Annotated in this window: 22 protein-coding genes; 12 read left to right on the top strand and 10 right to left on the bottom strand. The window is 43.7% G+C overall.

Annotated elements, in window-relative coordinates:
- Nucleotides 1-289 precede the first annotated feature (289 nt).
- A complete protein-coding gene (locus VB775_RS05400) occupies nucleotides 290-1,570 on the bottom strand; it encodes an MSMEG_0569 family flavin-dependent oxidoreductase (RefSeq protein ID WP_281005634.1) in 1,281 nt (426 codons plus the stop codon).
- A 490-nt stretch (nucleotides 1,571-2,060) separates the two neighbouring features.
- Here VB775_RS05400 and VB775_RS05395 point away from each other — a divergent pair, with 490 nt between their 5' ends.
- Complete coding sequence (locus VB775_RS05395; RefSeq protein WP_281005633.1) at nucleotides 2,061-2,354, top strand: hypothetical protein; 294 nt, start codon at nucleotides 2,061-2,063, stop codon at nucleotides 2,352-2,354.
- Nucleotides 2,355-2,568: 214 nt separating this feature from the next.
- Here the strand turns inward: VB775_RS05395 and VB775_RS05390 are convergent, their stop codons facing one another.
- The 3 genes from VB775_RS05390 to VB775_RS05380 all read right to left on the bottom strand — a co-directional run bounded on the left by VB775_RS05390 (nucleotide 2,569) and on the right by VB775_RS05380 (nucleotide 5,661).
- On the bottom strand, nucleotides 2,569-3,408 hold the full coding sequence (locus VB775_RS05390; RefSeq protein WP_281005632.1) for a metal ABC transporter permease: 840 nt from the start codon (nucleotides 3,406-3,408) through the stop codon (nucleotides 2,569-2,571).
- Between the two features lie 7 nt (nucleotides 3,409-3,415).
- A complete protein-coding gene (locus VB775_RS05385) occupies nucleotides 3,416-3,922 on the bottom strand; it encodes a hypothetical protein (RefSeq protein WP_281005631.1) in 507 nt (168 codons plus the stop codon).
- 395 nt (nucleotides 3,923-4,317) lie between these two features.
- Nucleotides 4,318-5,661 carry a nicotinate phosphoribosyltransferase gene (locus VB775_RS05380; RefSeq protein WP_281005630.1) on the bottom strand — a complete coding sequence of 448 codons (1,344 nt, stop codon included), beginning with the start codon at nucleotides 5,659-5,661 and terminating at the stop codon, nucleotides 4,318-4,320.
- Between the two features lie 780 nt (nucleotides 5,662-6,441).
- Between VB775_RS05380 and VB775_RS05375 the strand changes: the two genes are divergently transcribed.
- From VB775_RS05375 to VB775_RS05360, 4 genes are all read left to right on the top strand, one after another.
- On the top strand, nucleotides 6,442-6,750 hold the full coding sequence (locus tag VB775_RS05375; RefSeq protein ID WP_281005629.1) for a TMEM165/GDT1 family protein: 309 nt from the start codon (nucleotides 6,442-6,444) through the stop codon (nucleotides 6,748-6,750).
- Nucleotides 6,751-6,755: 5 nt separating this feature from the next.
- Nucleotides 6,756-7,031, top strand: coding sequence for a TMEM165/GDT1 family protein (locus VB775_RS05370; RefSeq protein ID WP_281005628.1), 276 nt, complete (start codon nucleotides 6,756-6,758; stop codon nucleotides 7,029-7,031).
- A 76-nt stretch (nucleotides 7,032-7,107) separates the two neighbouring features.
- Nucleotides 7,108-8,523 carry a precorrin-3B C(17)-methyltransferase gene (gene cobJ, locus VB775_RS05365; RefSeq protein ID WP_281005627.1) on the top strand — a complete coding sequence of 472 codons (1,416 nt, stop codon included), beginning with the start codon at nucleotides 7,108-7,110 and terminating at the stop codon, nucleotides 8,521-8,523.
- Between the two features lie 562 nt (nucleotides 8,524-9,085).
- On the top strand, nucleotides 9,086-9,526 hold the full coding sequence (locus tag VB775_RS05360) for a SufE family protein (protein WP_281005626.1): 441 nt from the start codon (nucleotides 9,086-9,088) through the stop codon (nucleotides 9,524-9,526).
- 35 nt (nucleotides 9,527-9,561) lie between these two features.
- On the opposite strand, the gene VB775_RS05355 is transcribed toward VB775_RS05360, so the two are convergent.
- A complete protein-coding gene (locus VB775_RS05355) occupies nucleotides 9,562-10,668 on the bottom strand; it encodes an iron-containing alcohol dehydrogenase family protein (protein ID WP_281005625.1) in 1,107 nt (368 codons plus the stop codon).
- Nucleotides 10,669-10,765: 97 nt separating this feature from the next.
- Complete coding sequence (locus VB775_RS05350; RefSeq protein WP_281005624.1) at nucleotides 10,766-11,734, bottom strand: aspartate carbamoyltransferase catalytic subunit; 969 nt, start codon at nucleotides 11,732-11,734, stop codon at nucleotides 10,766-10,768.
- Nucleotides 11,735-11,762: 28 nt separating this feature from the next.
- Between VB775_RS05350 and VB775_RS05345 the strand changes: the two genes are divergently transcribed.
- Nucleotides 11,763-11,885, top strand: coding sequence for a hypothetical protein (locus VB775_RS05345; RefSeq protein ID WP_254923627.1), 123 nt, complete (start codon nucleotides 11,763-11,765; stop codon nucleotides 11,883-11,885).
- 236 nt (nucleotides 11,886-12,121) lie between these two features.
- On the opposite strand, the gene VB775_RS05340 is transcribed toward VB775_RS05345, so the two are convergent.
- The 4 genes from VB775_RS05340 to VB775_RS05325 form a co-directional block, all read right to left on the bottom strand.
- Nucleotides 12,122-13,570, bottom strand: a complete 1,449-nt coding sequence (locus VB775_RS05340) for a bifunctional orotidine-5'-phosphate decarboxylase/orotate phosphoribosyltransferase (RefSeq protein ID WP_281005623.1) — start codon at nucleotides 13,568-13,570, stop codon at nucleotides 12,122-12,124.
- Nucleotides 13,571-13,593: 23 nt separating this feature from the next.
- Nucleotides 13,594-14,247, bottom strand: coding sequence for a CBS domain-containing protein (locus VB775_RS05335; protein ID WP_323216654.1), 654 nt, complete (start codon nucleotides 14,245-14,247; stop codon nucleotides 13,594-13,596).
- 495 nt (nucleotides 14,248-14,742) lie between these two features.
- Nucleotides 14,743-15,066 carry a thioredoxin gene (gene trxA / locus VB775_RS05330; protein ID WP_281005621.1) on the bottom strand — a complete coding sequence of 108 codons (324 nt, stop codon included), beginning with the start codon at nucleotides 15,064-15,066 and terminating at the stop codon, nucleotides 14,743-14,745.
- Nucleotides 15,067-15,112: 46 nt separating this feature from the next.
- Nucleotides 15,113-15,409, bottom strand: a complete 297-nt coding sequence (locus VB775_RS05325; protein ID WP_281005620.1) for a 2Fe-2S iron-sulfur cluster-binding protein — start codon at nucleotides 15,407-15,409, stop codon at nucleotides 15,113-15,115.
- Between the two features lie 80 nt (nucleotides 15,410-15,489).
- Here VB775_RS05325 and VB775_RS05320 point away from each other — a divergent pair, with 80 nt between their 5' ends.
- The 6 genes from VB775_RS05320 to VB775_RS05295 all read left to right on the top strand — a co-directional run bounded on the left by VB775_RS05320 (nucleotide 15,490) and on the right by VB775_RS05295 (nucleotide 19,960).
- Entirely contained in the window at nucleotides 15,490-15,876 is a 387-nt protein-coding gene (locus VB775_RS05320) for a recombinase family protein (protein WP_407072933.1), read from the top strand.
- 273 nt (nucleotides 15,877-16,149) lie between these two features.
- On the top strand, nucleotides 16,150-17,343 hold the full coding sequence (locus VB775_RS05315) for a CBS domain-containing protein (RefSeq protein WP_281005618.1): 1,194 nt from the start codon (nucleotides 16,150-16,152) through the stop codon (nucleotides 17,341-17,343).
- 362 nt (nucleotides 17,344-17,705) lie between these two features.
- Nucleotides 17,706-17,954, top strand: coding sequence for a 30S ribosomal protein S16 (gene rpsP, locus VB775_RS05310; protein WP_094532087.1), 249 nt, complete (start codon nucleotides 17,706-17,708; stop codon nucleotides 17,952-17,954).
- 39 nt (nucleotides 17,955-17,993) lie between these two features.
- Nucleotides 17,994-18,365, top strand: a complete 372-nt coding sequence (locus tag VB775_RS05305; protein ID WP_281005617.1) for a KH domain-containing protein — start codon at nucleotides 17,994-17,996, stop codon at nucleotides 18,363-18,365.
- 158 nt (nucleotides 18,366-18,523) lie between these two features.
- Entirely contained in the window at nucleotides 18,524-19,783 is a 1,260-nt protein-coding gene (locus tag VB775_RS05300) for a competence/damage-inducible protein A (protein WP_281005616.1), read from the top strand.
- Between the two features lie 33 nt (nucleotides 19,784-19,816).
- Complete coding sequence (locus tag VB775_RS05295) at nucleotides 19,817-19,960, top strand: hypothetical protein (protein WP_176453178.1); 144 nt, start codon at nucleotides 19,817-19,819, stop codon at nucleotides 19,958-19,960.
- Nucleotides 19,961-20,024 lie beyond the last annotated feature (64 nt).

The following is a 20,024-nucleotide window of genomic DNA, read 5'->3' as shown; positions in this document are numbered from 1 at the left end:
AAAGCTAAAAGCTAAAAGCTAAAAGCTAAAAGCTAAAAGCTAAAAGCTAAAAGCTAAAAGCTAAAAGCTAAAAGCTAAAAGCTAAAAGCTAAAAGCTAAGAGCCAAGAGCTAAAAGCTAAAAGCTCATATCTAACTAAGAACTTGAAGTCAGATTAGTTTCTATCTGAGGTTCCATTTTGTATCTCTGGTTACGAAAAAGAGAACTCTATCTTTATCGATAGGAAGCCGATCGCTTTCTTTAGGAATTCATCAAAATGCGATCGCTTACCTATCGATTTCGATAGGTGATCATGAGCCGAGTAAAAACTCATTAACCACAGTCCAATCACTGACATGGGCAACCTTGCGCCGCGCCATGATGTAATCCGCGAGATAAGTCGCATCTTTAGCAACTCCTGAGAATCTGCCCGAACCCCATGTATAGAGCCAAGGTAACCCCAAAAAGTACAAGCCTTTTACCTCAGTCACACCGCGATCGTGTCCTGGATAGCCCTTGCCATCAAATACAGGAATCTCGATCCAACTAAAGTCCGATTGAAAGCCCGTACACCAGATCACAGTTGTAATATTCGCCTCAGCCAAGTCTAGATCGGGAATATCCATTTCTGGTTGCCAGACGGGTTGATAGGGAGGCTCAAGGGGTGCATCAAGATTGTTTTTAGCAATAAAATTGTCAATCGTTTTCTTAATGCTCTCGGAAACTGCATCAGCACCATCGAGATTTTGCTTAAGATCGTTAAAGAATTCCAACTTATGACTAGAGATATTTTTCAACCTGCCATGTAGCTGCATTCCTTCCAGAGCAAAGCGGCGCAAATCGATTTCTCTACCACCATCACGTCCTGTTAGATAATGATTAGCTTTAGAACGGACTTTTTCTTTTTGGGGATGCTGATCGATGGAAAGTTCATAATATCCCATTAAATCTAGCCATTCCACTGCGTCCTTACCGCGATAACGACGGGGAGATCGCGGCGCACTACCGACACATAGATGAACTTTGCGCCCAGCCAGATGTAAATCTTCGGCAATCTGGCAGCCCGATTGACCAGTACCAATTACCAAAACCGCACCATCAGGAAGAGATTCAGGATTTTTGTATTTTGAAGAATGCACCTGCAAAATATGCTCTGGCAAGCGTTGCGAGATTTTAGGAATCTTGGGCTGATGGTATGCACCTGCTGCGACGACAACCTGATCGGCGGTGTAATCACCAATACTGGTTGTCACTTCAAAAATACCGCGATCGCCTCGTCGTAAATTCAGAACTTCTACGCCTTCCCGAATCGGAGGATCAAAAGATCGAGCGTAATTTTCGATATAGGCTACGATTTCATCTTTTTTGATGAAACCTTCTGGCTCATTACCTTTATAGGGATAGCCAGGAAGTTGGCATTGCCAATTAGGTGTGACTAAGCAAAAGGAATCCCATCGCTGCGATCGCCATGCATTCGCAATCTGATTTTTCTCAAAAACTATATGGTCTAAGTCTCTTTCCTTTAAGCAATAGCTCATGGATAGACCCGCCTGACCACCGCCAACAATTACAACGGGATAGTGATTTGTCATTGGCTAACTTCTTAAATCGCTGCTTAGAATGCTTTGAGAGTAATTGCTAGCCAAACTGTGATTTTGTATTCCTAACTACGGAACCTCTAAGTCTATCGATAACATTAGGGATAGAAAATGTACCCATGATTTTCAGGCGATCACCAATTAAATTTCTAGCTAAATCAATAGCTCACCTTACGTAGATAGAATTCCTGCGATAGCCGATGTTTGGGGCTGGCACGGGGGCGCTGCCCCTACAAAACATGAATCTTCAGGTAGGGGCAATCCCCCCCGTGGTTGCCCTGCTTTGCTATCAACAAGAGTTTCATCATCTGCTGCGTAACATCAGTCAATAGTTTGTAAAACCCTAAAAGTAGAGGTGGCGCGAAGCGCCACCTCTACTTTTAGAGTTTTATGGGGGCGCTTTGCGCCCTTTCTACTTTTGTTCGCGAGATTATGCCTAAACAGGCTAGGATACAAATACATCAAGTTAATCAGGAATTTAACAATGGTAGAACGTCCTATCAAGAAAGCAGACCGTCAGCTAAAACCCGAAACAACCGAAACCACACCTAGCGCTAGACAGTCTGACGACTCCGACAAAAAGCGTTCTGGCCGTGATGGTGGTAAGGGCAAGAGAGATAAAAGAGGCGGAAGGGATGAAGAAGTCAAGGCTCCCGTAAATCTTGCTTTGGTCAGAGGACCAAAGCCCACCAAGCCACAACCAGTTGTGGAAGAAGTTATTGCTGAAGTGACTGAAGCACCTGAAGAAAGCGTAACTGAAGAAACGACCGAAGCATAAATCAAACTTTTTCCTCAAAAACTGATGTCATGTGGAATTTTAGATGAGATCTGTTGCTGCTAGCGTGACAGGGCAAGCACGGGGGCATTGCCCCTACCAAACAATATAGATTTTGTAGGGGCTGCGCCCCCGTGCCAGCCCTAGACTTACGCCATCGCAGGAACTTCTTCTGTGTAACATCAGGCAAATAAAAAGCGGCGCATCGCGCCGCTTTTTATTTGCCTGTGAGTAAGCCTTGACTGGGACTAAAAACTAAAGTCAGTAAAAATAACAGCAGTACCGCTAACACGATCGCTGGGCCAGAAGGCAAATTGAGATAGTAACTGGCATATAACCCGATCGCACTTGCCGCCACACCTAACCCCGCAGCTACAAAAATCATCTGATGCAATTCTTTAACTAATAAATAGGCGGTAATCGCGGGCCCTACTAAGAGCGACACCACCAACACCACGCCCATCGTTTGCATACTAGCAATAATCGTCAAAGTCACACCTGCCATTAACCCTAAATAAATCAGATTCACGGGTAGTCCCAAAGCCTTTGCACCAATGCGATCAAAGGTATAAAAAAGTAATTGCTTATAAAACATGGCGATCGCCGCCAGCACAATCACGGTAATAATTCCTGCGCGAATCGTATCGGTTGGCGTAACGCTGAGAATATCGCCAAACAAAAAGCCATGCAGATCAATTTTGATTTTCAGCAAGGAAATTAACAAAATCCCGATCGCAAAGAAACTCGATGAAGTCAAAGCCATTGCCGCATCAACCTTGACGCGAGTTTGCGATCGCAGCCATGCTATTAAAAAAGCACTGCCAATCCCTGAAATAAACGCACCGATCGCTACGTCAATCCGCCAAAAAAAGGCGATCGCCATTCCCGGCATCACCGTATGCGTCATCACATCCCCCAGCAACGCCATCCGTTGAACGATCAAGAAGCACCCGATCGCTGGACAAATAATTCCTGCCAAACCACCTGCAATCAGGGCATTTCGCATGAATTCTAGAGCAAGTGGCTCGGTGACCCATTGCCAGATTTGAATAGCCATAAATTTATCAATCCTTTGCTGAGCCAAAAGCAGCGATCCATTTGTACTGAATTGCGGTTTCGAGGAGACTTTGGACGATCGCTAACCATGCAACATTTTCAAGTAGCAGGATGGCGCTTACTAAAGCTAGTTGGACTAAAGGCAAGAGCGTTAGTGTAGGCAAGTCATGATCAATTGCTCCAAAACTACGGATACAGGCAAAAGCTAGAATTGCGCCTGATTTGAGATGGGAGTTGCGATCGCGCCGCACGATATAGCGATAGGTAACCGCAAATAAAAAACCTGAAAAGCCAATTATGCCTAGCTTAATTAGCAAAATGAAGGGATTGCTAAGCTCAAAGCTGCTGATTAGTTGTACAGACAGAAAATTCTGTAAAAAGTGATGTAATAGGGCGATCGCAAAAAATGCGAATACACTAGCGATCGCGCCAAGAAACCCTGCTTTAAAAGATTCAATGCGATCGGCTACAGATAAATGCTCTGATTCAGTCGAAATAGGATGAGAAGATTGCACGCTCGTTAACTATATTTAGGGCTACAGCAATCCTACATGAGTTCAGATACAACAGAAAATCTCGAAACTGTTAACTTTGTGATTCTAAGGAATCGGCAACTGCTTGCAAATTTGCTAAACCTCGATTGAGGCGATCGCGCCATGCTTCATCGAGTTTAGAATTTTGTAAAGCGACTGCTTTCTAGGTTTTTAGTTTATTTATGCCTAGCTACTTAAAAGCCAAACCCAGCAAGGGTTTTAAAATCACGTCAGTTCGACGAAAGCGAAAAATGGTAAGAATCGCTGAGCGATTCTTACCATTTTTCGCCATTTACGGCGTGCGAAGCACGACGCAAATGGCTATATCGAACTCACGTTAAAATCACAAAATGGCGTAGCCATTTTGTGATTTAGTATTACATCTCAACTGTTACAGGCACTGTCGCTGGATTAGCAATATAGCGAACTTCTTGGGGCAAGGACTTCACAGAATTACAAGTGCGTTGCGCGATCGCATCCAAATCATCCAAAGACTTCAACATCTCGCCATTGTGCATGATGCATTCTAGGAGTGGCTGCTCGTTGGGTTGGGGAAGTTCAGCGATATGAGTGAGGCGATCGCCTTTTACTATACCATTCTCAAAACTGCGCCAGATTTGTTTGCGACCTGCGATCGACTGCTTCCCGTTTGACTTTTTGGAAACAGGAATATTATCAATTTCTACTAATTTATAAACTCCATTTACAGGAACACCTGTGACTAATTTTGTGCCGATGCCGTAGCCATCAATGGGCGCTCCTAATCCTCTTAAACGCAGAATCTCGGCTTCGTCAATATCACCACTAGCAAAAATTGCAGCGTCAGGCAGAAGAGCTTTCACTTCCTTAGAAACTGCGGCAATATCGCCTGAATCAATACGAATACCTTTGACTTGCATCTTCCCAGAGTTGACTTTTTCAGCGAGATTTCGAGCAGCGGCGAGTGTATCGAAGGTATCGATCAAGAGAGGGCTATTTGGAAAAACCTGATGGAAGGCACTAAATGCTTGTGCTTCACTACCTTCCGTAGCACTCAACGCCATAACCAATGCATGAGCCATTGTACCGCTTGGTTGTCTACCAAGTTTCAGCGCTGCTAGTACATTAGAAGTCGCATCCATTCCTGCGGCGAGGGCGGCTCTTGCAGCCCACAGTGACGCTTGGGGACTAAAGGCGCGTCTTGTGCCAAATTCTAAAAGGGTAAGGCGATCACCTGCTACATCACGCATTCTGGCGGCTCTAGTAGCAATCAGAGTTTGATAGTTGATTGTATTCAGCAAATAGGTTTCCACTAATTGCGCTTGCCAAAGTGGTGCTTCGATTCTTAAGAAGGGTTCATTCGCAAACATCGCTGTTCCCTCGGTTACCGCCCACAGATCTCCCTCAAAGCGGAAGTTTTGTAATAGTTCCCAAAAACGGCGATCAGCTTTGGAGAAGATTCCCGTTGCTTGTAGAGCCGCGATTTGCTCATAGGTGAAATGGAGATTTTGCAAATATTCCACGGCTTGGGCAATACCCATCGCAATCAGATAGCCAAAGCCTTCAGGAAGACGACGCACAAACAACTCGAAACTAGCACGCTTGCGATCGCAACCTTCACGCACATAGCAAGCGCCCATTGTCAGTTGATATAGGTCAGTCAGCAGTCCATATTCGTCCGTGGCAATATTCAGAGTGTCAGATTTCAGGCTCACAGCAGGATTGACAGTTATCGCGCTCATGATTTTGGTGGGGATAGAATCTGGTGTGTTTTTATTATAGTAGATTTTACCAAAATTGCAAGTATTATTTTTTGTTTAACAAGACCTAAACTATGTTTGTCAAAATCACTCTTATCTATGTGATGTCAAAACGTATGGGGAAACCAATCCATTTAAGATCTGCAATAATTATAGTGATTTTAAATTTAAGTATTTATGATTTGGTGTTACCTCGCAAACAAGTCGCATTTGTTGTACAAGCAGAAAATAGCTAGCAATTCTCATTATGAAAACGATGTTGGTATTTCCAGCGCCGAAGGCGCTGGAAATACCAACATCGTTTTTTTTGAAAGCCTGCCAACGGCAGGTTTTCAAAAAAACGATTGTTATAATGAGAATTGCAGCAAAATAGAGTAGATATTTTGTACTTTGGATTTAAAGTGCTAACAAATCTGACGACAGCTATCAGCACAGCAGCCTCTCTATGACGATTCTGCCTCTCTACTTTAGAAATCATTTAAGAATTGTCTAGATCCCCCCCAGCCCCCCTTAAAAAGGGGGGAGAATTAAATTCTTCCCCCTTTTTAAGGGGGATTGAGGGGGATCTTTTAGAGCTTTTAACCGCAGAAAGTAATTCTTAAATGGGTTCTTCTCTACCTCTCTACTTTATAAATTGTCTCTACGTTTCTTGTTTTATTGCATAAACCATGAAATGATTATGAAAAGTTTGAATAACGCTTGTAAATGATGTCTGCAAAGCCTAAATTGAACAATCAAGATCTTGAGCAAGCTAATGTAATAATGACATCACCAGTAAAAGATCAGAAAAAGTCTGAGCATTGGCAAATTATTGCCACAACTTTTATTACCGTATTTCTTGCTGAAATTGGAGATAAAACTCAACTGAGTGTTTTAGTGATTTCAGCGCAATCACATCAGCCTTGGGTTGTATTTGCTGGAGCAGCGATCGCCTTAGTCTCCACTAGCCTATTAGGCGTAATCGCAGGTAAATGGCTAGCTAAAACTTTCTCACCAAGTTTGCTAAATACCCTCGCTGGCTTGAGTTTTCTGATTTTGTCACTTAGTTTATTGTGGGAAGCGATCGCTTAAAAAATATGGACTGGCAATTATTATTTCTAAGCTTCGGTACAATTTTCTTGTCAGAATTAGGTGACAAAAGCCAATTAGCAACCATGAGCTTAAGTGGTAGTTCAGTAGCACCTAGATACGTTTTTATTGGTTCTGCGGCTGCATTGTTACTAGCAAGCGGGGTAGGTGTATTTCTTGGTGACAGTATCTCAGTATTTTTACCAACAAAAATACTCAAAGCGATCGCCGCATTGTTATTTGCAATGATGGCAATGCGTCTGCTTATGAATGATGGCGACTAAAACCTCAAAAAGCAAAACGCCCACGTAGCGAGCGCTTTGCTTTTATAATTGGTTTCCACTATGTCCGTTACCAACCATGAAACCTTCTGCCATCATCATCTTAGGAGAGAAAAGTATTGCGATCGCTAGGCAAATCCAACTCGTAATTCCTAATGCCATAATTTATGGACTTGCTTCGCGCACCCAAACTGCTGATTGCCAATATGAAAAGTTCAGTAAAACCGTTGGCGAATTATTTAGTCAAGGACATCCGATTATTGGTATTTGTGCAGCAGGAATTTTGATTCGATCCCTCGCACCATTGCTTTCAGATAAACGTGCTGAACCTCCCGTAATTGCGATCGCTGAAGACGGTAGCGCAGTTGTACCTTTATTAGGTGGACTCAATGGTACAAATGAAATAGCAAGAGCTATCGCTGAGGTACTCAAAGTCCAACCTGCTATTACGACTACAGGTGATATTCGCTTTCAAACTTCTCTTTTATCTCCACCCTCTAACTATCGGTTGCTAAATTCCGATGAACAAGCCAAGACTTTCTTAGCAGATTTATTAGCAGGAGCAAATGTTAAACTCTTAGGTGATGCACCTTGGTTAAGTGAGAGTAATCTTCCCTTTGCAGATGATGCTATTCATACGATAGAAGTGATTTCTAGTGAATTAAGATTAGAAGCGATCGCTTCTAATCTTAATTCCAAATATCTGATATATCAAATAGAATCTACTTTAAATCTAAAGCCTATGGGCAAAGTCTCAGTCGTTGGCATAGGACCTGGGGCTGCTAAATGGATGTCTCCCGAAGTCAAAACAATTCTCGAATCAGCAACAGATTTTGTGGGATATAAAACCTATGTGAATCTAGTTAAAGAATTCACGGAGGGAAAGACTGTCCATGCTTCCGATAATCGGGTGGAATTAGAACGCGCCCGTCACGCACTCGATCTTGCCACTGAGGGCAAATCTGTAGTAATCATTTCATCGGGTGATGCGGGAATCTATGGCATGGCTTCCGCAGTTTTTGAAGTTCTAGATGATAATCCTGATCCCAAATGGAGTCAGATCGATATTCATGTTGCCCCTGGTATATCTGCAATGCAAGCAGCATCGGCAGCGATCGGTGCACCGATTGGGCATGATTTTTGTACGATATCTCTTTCAGATATTCTCAAGCCTTGGGAAATTATTGAACAGAGATTAGCAGCCGCAGCCCAAGCTGATTTTGTAATCGCAATTTACAATCCCATTTCTACGAAGCGTAAATGGCAACTTCCTGCTGCCAAAGAGACATTATTAAAATGGAGATCGCCTAATACACCTGTCATTTTAGGTCACAAGATGGGGCGCAAAGGCGAAAATGTGCGGGTAATTACTCTTGCAGAATTAGTTCCTGAACTTGCTGATATGCAAACGGTGATCATTGTTGGATCTAGTAAGACTAAGACTGTAGAAATAGGCGATCGCATCAGAGTATACACACCGCGCACATACAGTTAATCCTCGATGTAACCACTGACAAGTAATACCAAAACACAAAATGGCGTAGCCATTTTGTGTTTTTAAAATCCTTACTGGGTTTAGCTTTTAATTAAACGTGAGTTCGATATAGCCATTTGCGTCTTGCGAAGCAAGACGCAAATGGCGAAAAATGGTAAGAATCGCTAAACGATTCTTACCATTTTTCGCTTTTGTCGAACTGACGCTAATTAACGCCAGTTCGACAAAAGCTACAAAAGTTTAAAAGCCAAAACAGTAAAAGCCTCGCTTCGCGAGGCTTTTACTGTTTTAGCTCCTAGAACCCTATCTATAGCAACGCAAGAGATATATATAGGACAAATCAAAACCAAAAAGATGAGTGGCGGCGCTTCGCGCCGCCACTCATCTTTTTGGTTTTATGTCCTAAGCTAAACTTACATTGCTATAGAAGCTGGTTTGAAATTAATCCAAACTGAGGTGGTATTAGTATTAGCTAGCGATCGCCCTACAAGATGCGATCAGATCCTTTAAACTGGAATAGTTCCAAGATCTTTTATCTTTTTCTCAAGTATTTTCAAAGCTAATGCCAAGTCCGACCCATTTACCCGAAGCCATTGACCGCATCGTCCAGCGATTTCAAAGGCTCACCGATCCAAAACAACGCTACGAACAATTGATTTTGTACGGAAAGAAATTAGCCGAACTCCCAGAATCACTCAAAATACCTGAAAACAAAGTGCAGGGATGTGTTTCACAGGTGTTTGTTGTTGCCGAGTTAGATGAGAATGAGCATGTTGTGTTTGCTGGCGACTCTGATGCTTTGATTAGCAAGGGGTTTGTTGGTTTATTAGCAGTCTGTATGGGTGGTTTGACTCAAAAAGAGATTGAGATACTTACTCCTGATTTTATTAAAGACACAGGTTTAGTGGCAAGTCTTACGCCTTCAAGAGCCAATGGTTTTTATAACGTATTCAAGAAAATGCAGCAACAGGCGATCGAGATTGAATTGCCTAGCGTTCGCTAAGCAAATAAAAAGCCTCGCGAAGCGAGGCTTTTTATTTAAACGGTGGCTGCAATTGGACTTGTTGTGGAAACCATCGCCGCTAAAACTTGGCTAGGACAAACGGTAAAGGGTAAGCGGTGAATATCCGAATTAGGTTGACAGGCTATTTCAGCAATCTGTTCTAACTCAGCGAGGGTAACTTGACCTAAGCCCAAATCCACAAGATTTATCGGTAAGCCAATCTCTTGATAAAACTTTAACAATTGATGGCGCGACGAGGCTGCTAATTGATTGCCTTGAAATTCTTCTAGCCGAAGCTGTACCAAAATGCCATAGGCAACTTTTTCGCCGTGAAGTGTACCGTGAGTTTGATGTAGGTGAGTTAGCGCATTATGAATCGCATGAGCCGCAACAGTGCGACAATTTGCACCACCGATACCACCAATCGCGCCTGCAAGACAGACCGTGGCATCAACTACTTCGCGCCATACTTGACTATTAGGATTAGAGATCGCCTCGGCTGATTTTTGGAACAAAATATCACGCAGAATTCTGGCTTCTTGAACTGCGGCAATCACCATCGTTTTGTCACTACTGCCACTACTGACCGATGACTCATACCACTTGGCGATCGCGTCTCCAATACCTGAAACGAGGGTTCGCTTGGGCGCAGTCGCAATTACATCATAATCAACAATCATCAAGTCTGGACAGCGATCAAGGGTCACGTCATAGGCAAAGGCTCCATGGGCTTCATAGACATTACTTAGGGCTGTCCAAGCCGCACAGGTTGCACCAGTTGTAGGAACAGTCGCGATTGGTAATTTGTTCTGATACGCGATCAGTTTTGCTGTATCTAAAACTTTTCCGCCGCCAATACCAACAATTACGTGAGGGTTTTCTTGTAGAACCTTTTGACTCAACAAAGCCAGATTTGTATCGTTGCAATCAGAGATTGCCTCAGCAAAGACAATTTCCAGATCGGAATTTTGGAGATAGCTGATAGTGACTTGCTTCGCATTTTTCCCAGCAATGACTAACACCTTATTTCCATAACGCGATAAATATTTTGGGAGTTGCGCTAAAATCCCGTTTCCCCTTAAAAGTTGAGATGGTGCGATCGCCAAAATCGGTAATGCTGCCAACGTAAGTGTGTCTGACATCAGGTTAAGACATGGTAAACATAAGTTCTATTCTATCTCTCCTGCTTCTAAATCTGACTAGTCTATAGCAATCCTATTAGCAAGAACTCGCAAGACTTTAAATTGCTGTGCCGAGTAAATATAACAAGCTCATCCTGATCGCTACGCCGTTAGTCACCTGTTTATCGATCAGGCTCAGGCGGGGATCATCCATTAGATCAGAGCTAATCTCCACACCACGATTAACGGGGCCGGGGTGCAGAACTTGGACATTCGGCGCACATTTGGCAAGGCGATCACGTGTAATTCCATACCTTGCATGATATTCCCGCAAACTCGGAATTAGAAATTGCCCCATGCGCTCCATTTGCAAACGCAAAGTCATCACAAAATCCGCATCCTCAAGGGCTGGCTCAAGGGTGTAATGAATTTTTGCGCCATATTCGGCAAATTCTGGCGGTAATAATGTTGGCGGTGCGGCTAGATGTACATCTGCACCATTAGTCAGCAAACTCCAAAGATTAGATCGCGCTACTCGTGAATGCAAAATATCACCGACAATCGCTATTTTTTTGCCCTTTAGATCCTTAGCTGTTGGCACTTTGGGATTGAGATACATGCAAAGGGTCAATAAATCCAATAAAGCTTGGGAGGGGTGTTCGTGCTTGCCATCACCAGCATTGAGGATCGCCACTTTGCCACTGAGAGCATCCATATCACGGGCGATCGCCAAAGGCACACCTGCCGACTGATGGCGAATCACCATAATATCTGTACCCATCGCCAGAAAAGTTCTTGCTGTATCAAGAATCGTTTCGCCCTTAGTAAGTGCAGATGTGCCAGGGGTAAAATTTAAGGTGTCCGCCGAAAGTCGCTTGGCGGCAAGCTCAAAACTATTACGGGTACGGGTCGAAGATTCAAAAAACAAATTAGCGACAACCTTGCTCTGCAAAGTTGGTACTTTTTTATTGCGACGCGACAGCACTTCTAAAAAGCTAACGGCTGTCTGCAAAACCGTTTCATAATCATTCGGCGTAAAATCAGCCAGCGAGATTACATGTCTTCGCTGCCAAGTAAGTTCAGTCATGGTGCTTTAAAGCTAAGAGATAAGAGAGATGCCCGAAATCATGCCGATGGGGGCAGGGGCAACCATGTCGTCTGGCAAGAAAGCGCGAGAGCTAACTAGTACTAACGTAAATAAAAAGATGGCAAAAATGATGAATGGTGCAATGTATTGACGAAAAAATGGCACAGGTTTAAATCATAGATAACAATCATATTATCTACGATTTAAAACGCGATGCGCAACTAAAAGTCTGAAAGCATTGGTTCCTCGTATTGTACTTATGATAAATTTGAATTTTCGGGAGCTCAAACAACCACAAGTTGGTAGCTCAAAAATAGTTGCACATCGCTTGCTTAAAGGGCTTACTTAAAGGAAAAGTAAGACAGTCTGCCGAATAAACCTTTAAAATCAAGCGCAAGTCGTCAATAAAATATCGAGTTGCGCTGATTCTAAACGACCAGCTTCGTATAACGTTTTGGCAATTTCAGAAAATTTCAACACCGTATGGGCTTGATAACCCTGACGCGCTAGTTTATGGGTCACATCCCCTTCGTGATCGATCAATACAACCACATCCTTCACCACTAAACCCACAGATTGCAGTTGTTCGATGCCTTCTAGCACACTCTTACCTGTGATCAGAACGTCATCAATCAACACAACCGTTTCACCTTCCTGAAATTGCCCTTCAATTAAACGACGAGTTCCGTGGGCTTTGACCTCTTTGCGAGGAAAAATCATGGGGTAGTTGAGGCGCAACCCCAAACCCGTTGCCGTGGGCAATGAGCCGTAGGGAATGCCTGCAATGCGATCGAACGTCAAAGTTTGAAGAATATTGGCATAGGCTTTGAGGACTTGCTCAAATACTTGAGGATGTGAAATTATGGTGCGTAGGTCAATATAATAGGGAAACGTCGCACCAGATGCTTGGACAAATTTCCCAAACTGGATGCAGCCAATGTCATAAAGCTGCAAAATCAAATCCTTATGGAGATGTTCTTGCAGAATGCACACATTTGAAAACCAAACCGAACAGGTTGGATTTCCCTGATTCATGTCTGCTCTCATCTGGTTGATGTCATTCCGTAGCGATTTGATGGCATTTCTGGGAGATTCAAGGCTTAACAGATCATCGGGAGTAGAAATAATAAGCCCATCAGCATTAGAGGTCAGTCCTGCTTTCAGAAATACTTTTAATTCTGTTGGCTCTAGCGAAATGTCATCCGCTAAGATCAACCGCTCAGGCGAAATCGCACGGATGCGGGCAAAGACATCAGCACTGCCAGCCACTTCTAACCCCAACTGCTCTGCAATCCCCCAAGTTTTAGCTTGCTCTACTAAATTCAGATAGAATGGCGATTGACGGGTCGGATATTCTTGCAACATTGCTGTTGAAGAATTGTCCGTAGCACACAAGATAAATACAGCTTTATCAGGATAGATGAGAAAGGGAGTCACGCCATCTTGCCCAATGTATGGATTGAGGGTAACTGCATCTACCTGCCAGACTTTAAAGATCATCTGGGCAAAAATTCTGCTGGTATGACTGTCGCTATGCTGAGCATCTAGAATAACTGGAATGTGATGTGGGATGGTCGCCAGGATCTGCCGCAATAATCCTAGCCCCGAAGCCCCCAATGCGCGATAGAACTCAAAAGTTAGCGTGTAAGCGCAAACTAAATCAGACGTTTCAACAATCAACCATTGCAACCATTCCTGTAATTCCCAAATATGACCATGAGCTCCTTCCCAACCACCTAAGTGTTGAGGCCATATTTGAGGATTTGGAGCGAGTTCAACAGAGAGCAAACTCTGATTGCGAGTCATAGCCTTGCTCAACTTATCACAAAAATTCATAAACAATTTTGGGAGAGAAGGATCTAATCGTCATAAATTCGACATTCCAAGGCATTGGGATTATCCTCGCAGTACGACAGGAGTGAATTCTGCTCCTTTTTTTCGACCTGTTGATGGGCGGCTTCCGCTTCCTTTTTTTTGACCCGTTGATGGGCGAATTCCGACTGGAGTTCCTCAAGCGCATCCCAAGCCGCAGCACACTCTGGAGAGGTGCTCCCCCTTGCTATACAAATAGTTCGCGCGTCTTCACGGGCAATTTCGATTTCATCTTCAATAAACAGTCGTTTCGGATTTTCTACAAAGTCACTCTTAAAGAGAATGTCACTGACGGAAACAATACCTAGCAAGGTTTTGCCCTGAATCACAGGTGCTCGACGAATGTGGGTTTGAGCAAATAACCGAGCCACATATTCCACACCCAGTTCGGGATTGATGACCACACAGGGCTTAACCATAATTTCGTAAACCCGCACTGTCTTGGGATCGAGACCAAAGGCTGCCACTTTGTAGATAATGTCGGTTTCGGTCACCATCCCATAGGGGTCTTGTTCATGGCGTGGTTCGACTATCAGTCCCCGTAGGTGTTTGTCTTTCATCAACTTCACAGCATCTGCAACCGTTGCCGAGCCACGAATGGTGACAACGTTTGGGGTCATGATTTCTTCAGCTTGCATCATAGGAATTTAAATTTTTATTGAATGGGATAACTGGAATATGTTAAAAATTGGCTAGTATTGCCCAGAAAGTAATATAGGAATTTAAATTTTTATTGAATGGGATAACTGGAATATGTTAAAAATTGGCTAGTATTGCCCAGAAAGTAATGTGCTGGGTGCTAATTTCATCACAGATAGCAGAGAGGTAAGAGGGCGATCGCTGAATCTGGTCGGGAGGCAGCTTTCTCCTGAATGCCAGGTGCATAGGCTTCAAGTACTGCACCGTTTTGTGAACATGTCGTCATGAAATAGTCGCAGGTTGGACATTCGGTCTGAGTCACTTGTAGTCTTGGGCACTTGCACCCAATGGTTAAGCGAGTGCTAAAGAGCCGTTGAGCCTCGCTGCCGCAGTTGGGACATCGAATTTTCATAATTTTGTTCATCGTTGCATTTCAAAATTGAATGATCGCGTGATAAGGAAATGTTCAGAAACAAGGGGGAACACACATTGGAATACTATCGCTGTCGTTCTACCGCAGCCATAAATTCTTCATAGGGCTTAACCCCAATTAACGTTTCCATCAATTCGCCCTGTTTAAATACCATGACGGCTGGAATACTTCTAATTCCAAAGCGTTTGGCTACGGCTTTGTTATCGGTCACGTCCAGTTTGAGGACTTTTGCGCGATCGCTATAGTCCTCAGCCAGTCGATCGATTAACGGCGCAACTAGTTTGCAAGGACCACACCAAGTTGCGGTGCAATCTACAACCATGAGTGATTCATTGCTCAATAGGGAATCAAATTCAGTTTCATCTTGAATAAATTTAGCCGTACCCATGTTTATATCTCCAAATTGATGATGTGTGACTTAAGTACTGTGTGACTTAGTACAAATTTTCTTCTTGGTGCGTTTTAATCGTGCAATTGGAGCGGGGATAAGTAACACAGGTCAGCACAAACCCATCATTCACTTGGTCTTCATCTAAAAATGATTGATCCGACTGATCCACTTCACCAGAAATCAGTTTGCCAGCACAGCTAGAACAAGACCCGGCTCGACAAGAAATTGGTAAGTCAATGTCCGCTTCGACTGCGGCTTCGTAAACGGTTTGATCGTCTGGGACATCGATGGTGACATCTAATCCCTCGTCATTCACGAGTTTTACTTTGTAAGTTGCCATGCGGTACTCCTAATCAAAACAAATTTAAGGCGTTAAGTTGGGATATAGTGTTCTTGCAAGTCATTGAAATAGACACCACCATGACAGCAGTTCCTTCAAACAATTTATCTGCCTGGGAGCGCCTAGAGCAAGGCAGGCAAATAAAAGCAAGCAACGGTGGTTATGCGGGCTACGGATCGCCTGCGTTTGGGCAACGATCAGTAGATGGTGAATTAGTGAATGACCCAGAAGAGTCTCAGGTCATTGAACTAATTCGCCGTCATCACAAATCTGGGAAATCGTTACAGAAGATCGCCGATTGGCTCAATGAAAATGGGTACACCACCAAACGAGGTCAACTGTGGCATCGTATTTCCGTAAAACGAGTGCTCGATCGACTCTACGGAAAGCTGTCCAGAATCTCAGGAGTAGCATCTCAGGATGAACAAAACCCTGAAGCATCCCCCCTAGCGCTTGATGATATCTAAACTGACAACCATATAGAGAATCTAATACTTCTAGGTAAATGGCTCTAACACTTAGTCTGTAACATCCCTCTATCATACACCTATGTCTGTGCAAAACTGGTATAGATTTGAAACTAATAGCAATAAAACTTTACATTTCTCTTGAAGAGGTCAGATGACACTACATTCTGGGATAGTTTTTGGGACGGTTTTAGCTGCTATGAAGGGCTGGGTTATTTCCTGTAGGGAGGCTCAATCTCCTATCTTGACTTTTCGGTTTACAGGAAGGTGCTGATGCCACTCGATACATTTCAGAGTTGGGCTCCTAATCTAGAAGATGTCATCGATCGACACCCGTTGACGCTGCCACCAAACACTCCATTGGTGGAGGCGATCGCTTTGCTCAGTCAGACGCATGACATTATTTGTGTACTGACAGATGACCAAGCGTTGTCAACCCCTTCCGCCAAAGAGGTTCATACTAGCTGTGTGTTGGTAATGAAAGGGCAAGAACTATTGGGGATTTTGACAGAACGCGATGTGGTTAGACTCACCGCAAAAGGGCTTAACTTGACTGAGATAACCGTCGCCGATGTGATGGTGTATCCGATGATCACGTTGCCGCAGCAATCCATGCAAGACATTTTTGCCCCACTGTTTTTATTTCGCCGCTACAAGATTCGTCATTTGCCGATTGTGGATGACCAAGGACATTTGGTCGGGGTTATTTCCCAAGAAAGTATTCGCAAAATTATGCGCCCAGCTAATCTCTTGCAGTTTCGTCGCGTATCGGATGTGATGACCAATAAGGTGGTGCATGCCCCACTCTCTGCCACGGTCTTGCAATTGGCGCAGTTAATGACCGAGCATTGCGTGGGCTGTGTGGTGATCGTGCAACAAAATACTGAAGATAATGACTGCCCCGTTGGTATTGTGACGGAGCGAGATATTGTGCAGTTTCAATCTCTTCAAATCGATCTGCAAAAAACTCAGGCTCAAACGGTGATGAGTACGCCCCTATTTCTCCTCAGTCCTGAGGATTCGTTGTGGATGGCTCATCAGCAAATGCAGAAAAGGCGCGTGGGGCGATTAGTGGTGTCTTGGAACTGGGGGCAGGGGTTAGGAATTGTGACACAAACAAGTCTATTACGGGTTTTTGACCCAATGGAAATGTATGGAGTGATTGAAAATTTACAACAAACTATTCAACATTTAGAGGCTGAGCGATCGCCTTCTAATCCCCCCCGTCAACCTGATCCTTTGCTTGTTCAGTCGAGTTCTGTAGACTCATTATTGCAACGGACTAGATCCCCATCTTGCAAAGAGATTGCGGGTGACAGTAAATTCCTACTTGCCTTGCTAGACAATGCTTACAAACACGTAAAGTACATGTTTGACAATTTAGATCTTTTAGTCGAGCAGCGGCAAACTCAGCTCCAGTCTGTTCTAGAGACACTTGATCAACTCGGTCATAAAATTAGATCTTAAACGCGATTATAAAAGCGTTATAGCAATATGCATGAAAACTAAGTTATGTAAAGGATTGTATTCAAATTTCCCAATAGAGTTTAACAATTGAAAATATTTTTTGGATTAGAGCCCTATAATGACAGATTTTCGTAAAAAGAATTTTGCCTATGTTTAAGAAGCTTGCAAGTATGTTAAGAAGTGATGAATGTCGGTAATAAGCACATTGGATTTCAAATAGCTCAAACAACCACAGGTCATTATCTCAAAAATAGTTGTACATCGCTTATTTAAAGCCTGAAATAATGCTATATTAATAAGCCTGCTAAAATATCCAAATAGTATTGAACTAGATCACCCCCAGAAACTAGAGCCATAAACCCATGATGAAGTTGAGATTAAAGCGATTTGGCAAAAAATTTGAAGCCAGCTATCGCATCGTTGCCGTAAACAGTACTAGCCGTCGCGATGGTCGTCCCCTTGCTGAACTCGGTTTCTACAACCCACGTACCAAAGAAACCCAACTCGATGTACCAGCGATCGTGCTTCGCATTAAGCAAGGCGCTCAACCTACTGACACAGTACGTCGCATTCTCGAAAAAGCGAAGGTATTTGATCTCGTTACTGCCTAATTCTCTGAATTAATTTCTAATTTGTGCCGATCTAAACTTGTGCCAGACTATAACGCCTTAATTAGTTTTTTGCTGAAGCCATTATTAGCTCATCCAGAGGCGCTTCGGGTAGATTTTGAGTCAAATAACAAAAGCGATCGCGTCTGGATCAGAGTTGCTTTCGATCCAGAAGATCGGGGGCGAATTTTTGGTAAAGGGGGACGGACAATCCAAGCGGTTCGGACAGTGGTTATGACCGCAGCCGAAGAAGCTGGTCATACTGCTAGATTTGAAGTCTTTGACCCAAACCCTAACGCAAATTCTGACGATTATCAATCTCGAAATGCAGAGCATTCTGAGCCAGAACGACAACAAGTCCAAGTTGAGCGTCCTCGGATCAATATTGAAAAGCCGAAGCGACGAGAGATTTAAAATAAAAGGGGTGCTTTTGCACCCCTTTTATTTTGAGAAACTAGTGAGATTAAGTAAGTAGCTAGGCATAATTAATTACAAAGCAAAACCCGTAAAGTTGCGCCCCTGCGGGACACAACTTTACGGGTTTTGGTAATTTATTTTGCACAGGTACTTATATGAAGGTTGGCGCGGAAATTCTTTGCATTGGTACTGAGCTATTGCTGGGCGAAATTCTTAACAGCAATGCTCAGTATTTGGCGCAGCAACTTGCCCTATTGGGAGTCCCACATTTTTATCAAACCGTTGTTGGTGATAATCCCGATCGCATTCATCAGGCTTTAGAAATTGCGGCTAGCCGTTCTAACTTGATCATCACTACGGGCGGACTTGGCCCCACACCCGACGACCTCACCACTGAAGCGATCGCTAATTTCTTCAATATGCCTCTCGAAGAACGTCCCGAAATTTGGGAGCGCATCCAGCAGATGGCAGCGCAGACAGGACGGAATCTCACACCTAACAATCGTAAACAAGCTTTACTACCCAAGGGCGCAGAGATTTTACATAACCCTGTTGGCACTGCCCCCGGCATGATCTGGGAGCCTAAACCAAATTTATTGATTCTCACTTTCCCTGGTGTACCCAGTGAGCTTTATCCCATGTGGGAGCAAACTGCTGCACCATTGCTGCAATCTAGAAACTATGGACAGGGGACATTTCATTCCAAAGTTTTACTGTACTGGGGCATCGCCGAGTCAGCACTAGCCACCAAAGTTAATCATTTATTCGATCTCAAAAATCCTACGGTTGCACCCTATGCCAATTATGGACAGGCAAGACTGAGAATCACGGCAAGGGCAAATACTCAAGAAGAGGCGATCGCCTTGATTGCTCCCGTCGAAGCGGAGATTCGTGAACTCACAGGCGAGTTTTGTTATGGCAGTGATGACGACACTCTAGCAACAGTTGCAGGCAAGCTTTTGCAAGAGAGTGGTCAAACTCTATCAGTTGCTGAATCCTGCACAGGCGGATGGCTAGGTGAGTCGCTAACTGAGGTATCAGGAAGTTCTAGTTATTTCCTCGGCGGCGTGATCAGTTATAGCAACGATGTCAAAGTTGATTTACTCCATGTCGATCGCCAAGTTCTCGATCAGCATGGAGCAGTCAGTGCGATCGTTGCTGATCAAATGGCGATCGGGGTCAAGTCAAAGCTCAAATCTGACTGGGGCATTAGCATTACGGGGATCGCGGGACCAACTGGTGGCACGGAGACAAAACCTGTAGGCTTAGTTTATGTGGGGATCGCCTACCCCGATGGCAAAGTCGAGGCGATCGAGTTGCGTTTTAGTCCCTCTAGAGGAAGAAATTGGATTAGAAAGGCAACTGTAATGTCAGCTTTAGATTTGTTTAGGAAAAGATTTGTTATGATTGGGTAAATAAACCTAGACGATGATAGGGAGCCAAGCATAGTGAAAGCGATCAAGAAAGCACTGAAAGAGATCGGCGAAATTCTAAATCGCGTTCTGGAAGCCCTTTTGGGTCAAAATCAGCCCCAGCCTGAGTTGATTCCTATACCAGTAAGAAATAACTCAAGACGCGATCATCGCCATTAAGGTTATAAGACTCGCTTAGCGGGTCTTATATTTTGTTTGGGGAATTATTAAAAAATAATAGGTG

The organism is Pseudanabaena sp. CCNP1317 (assembly GCF_034931345.1).
Taxonomy (GTDB): Bacteria; Cyanobacteriota; Cyanobacteriia; order Pseudanabaenales; family Pseudanabaenaceae; genus Pseudanabaena; species Pseudanabaena galeata.
This window is presented reverse-complemented; position numbering and strand designations above follow the sequence as displayed.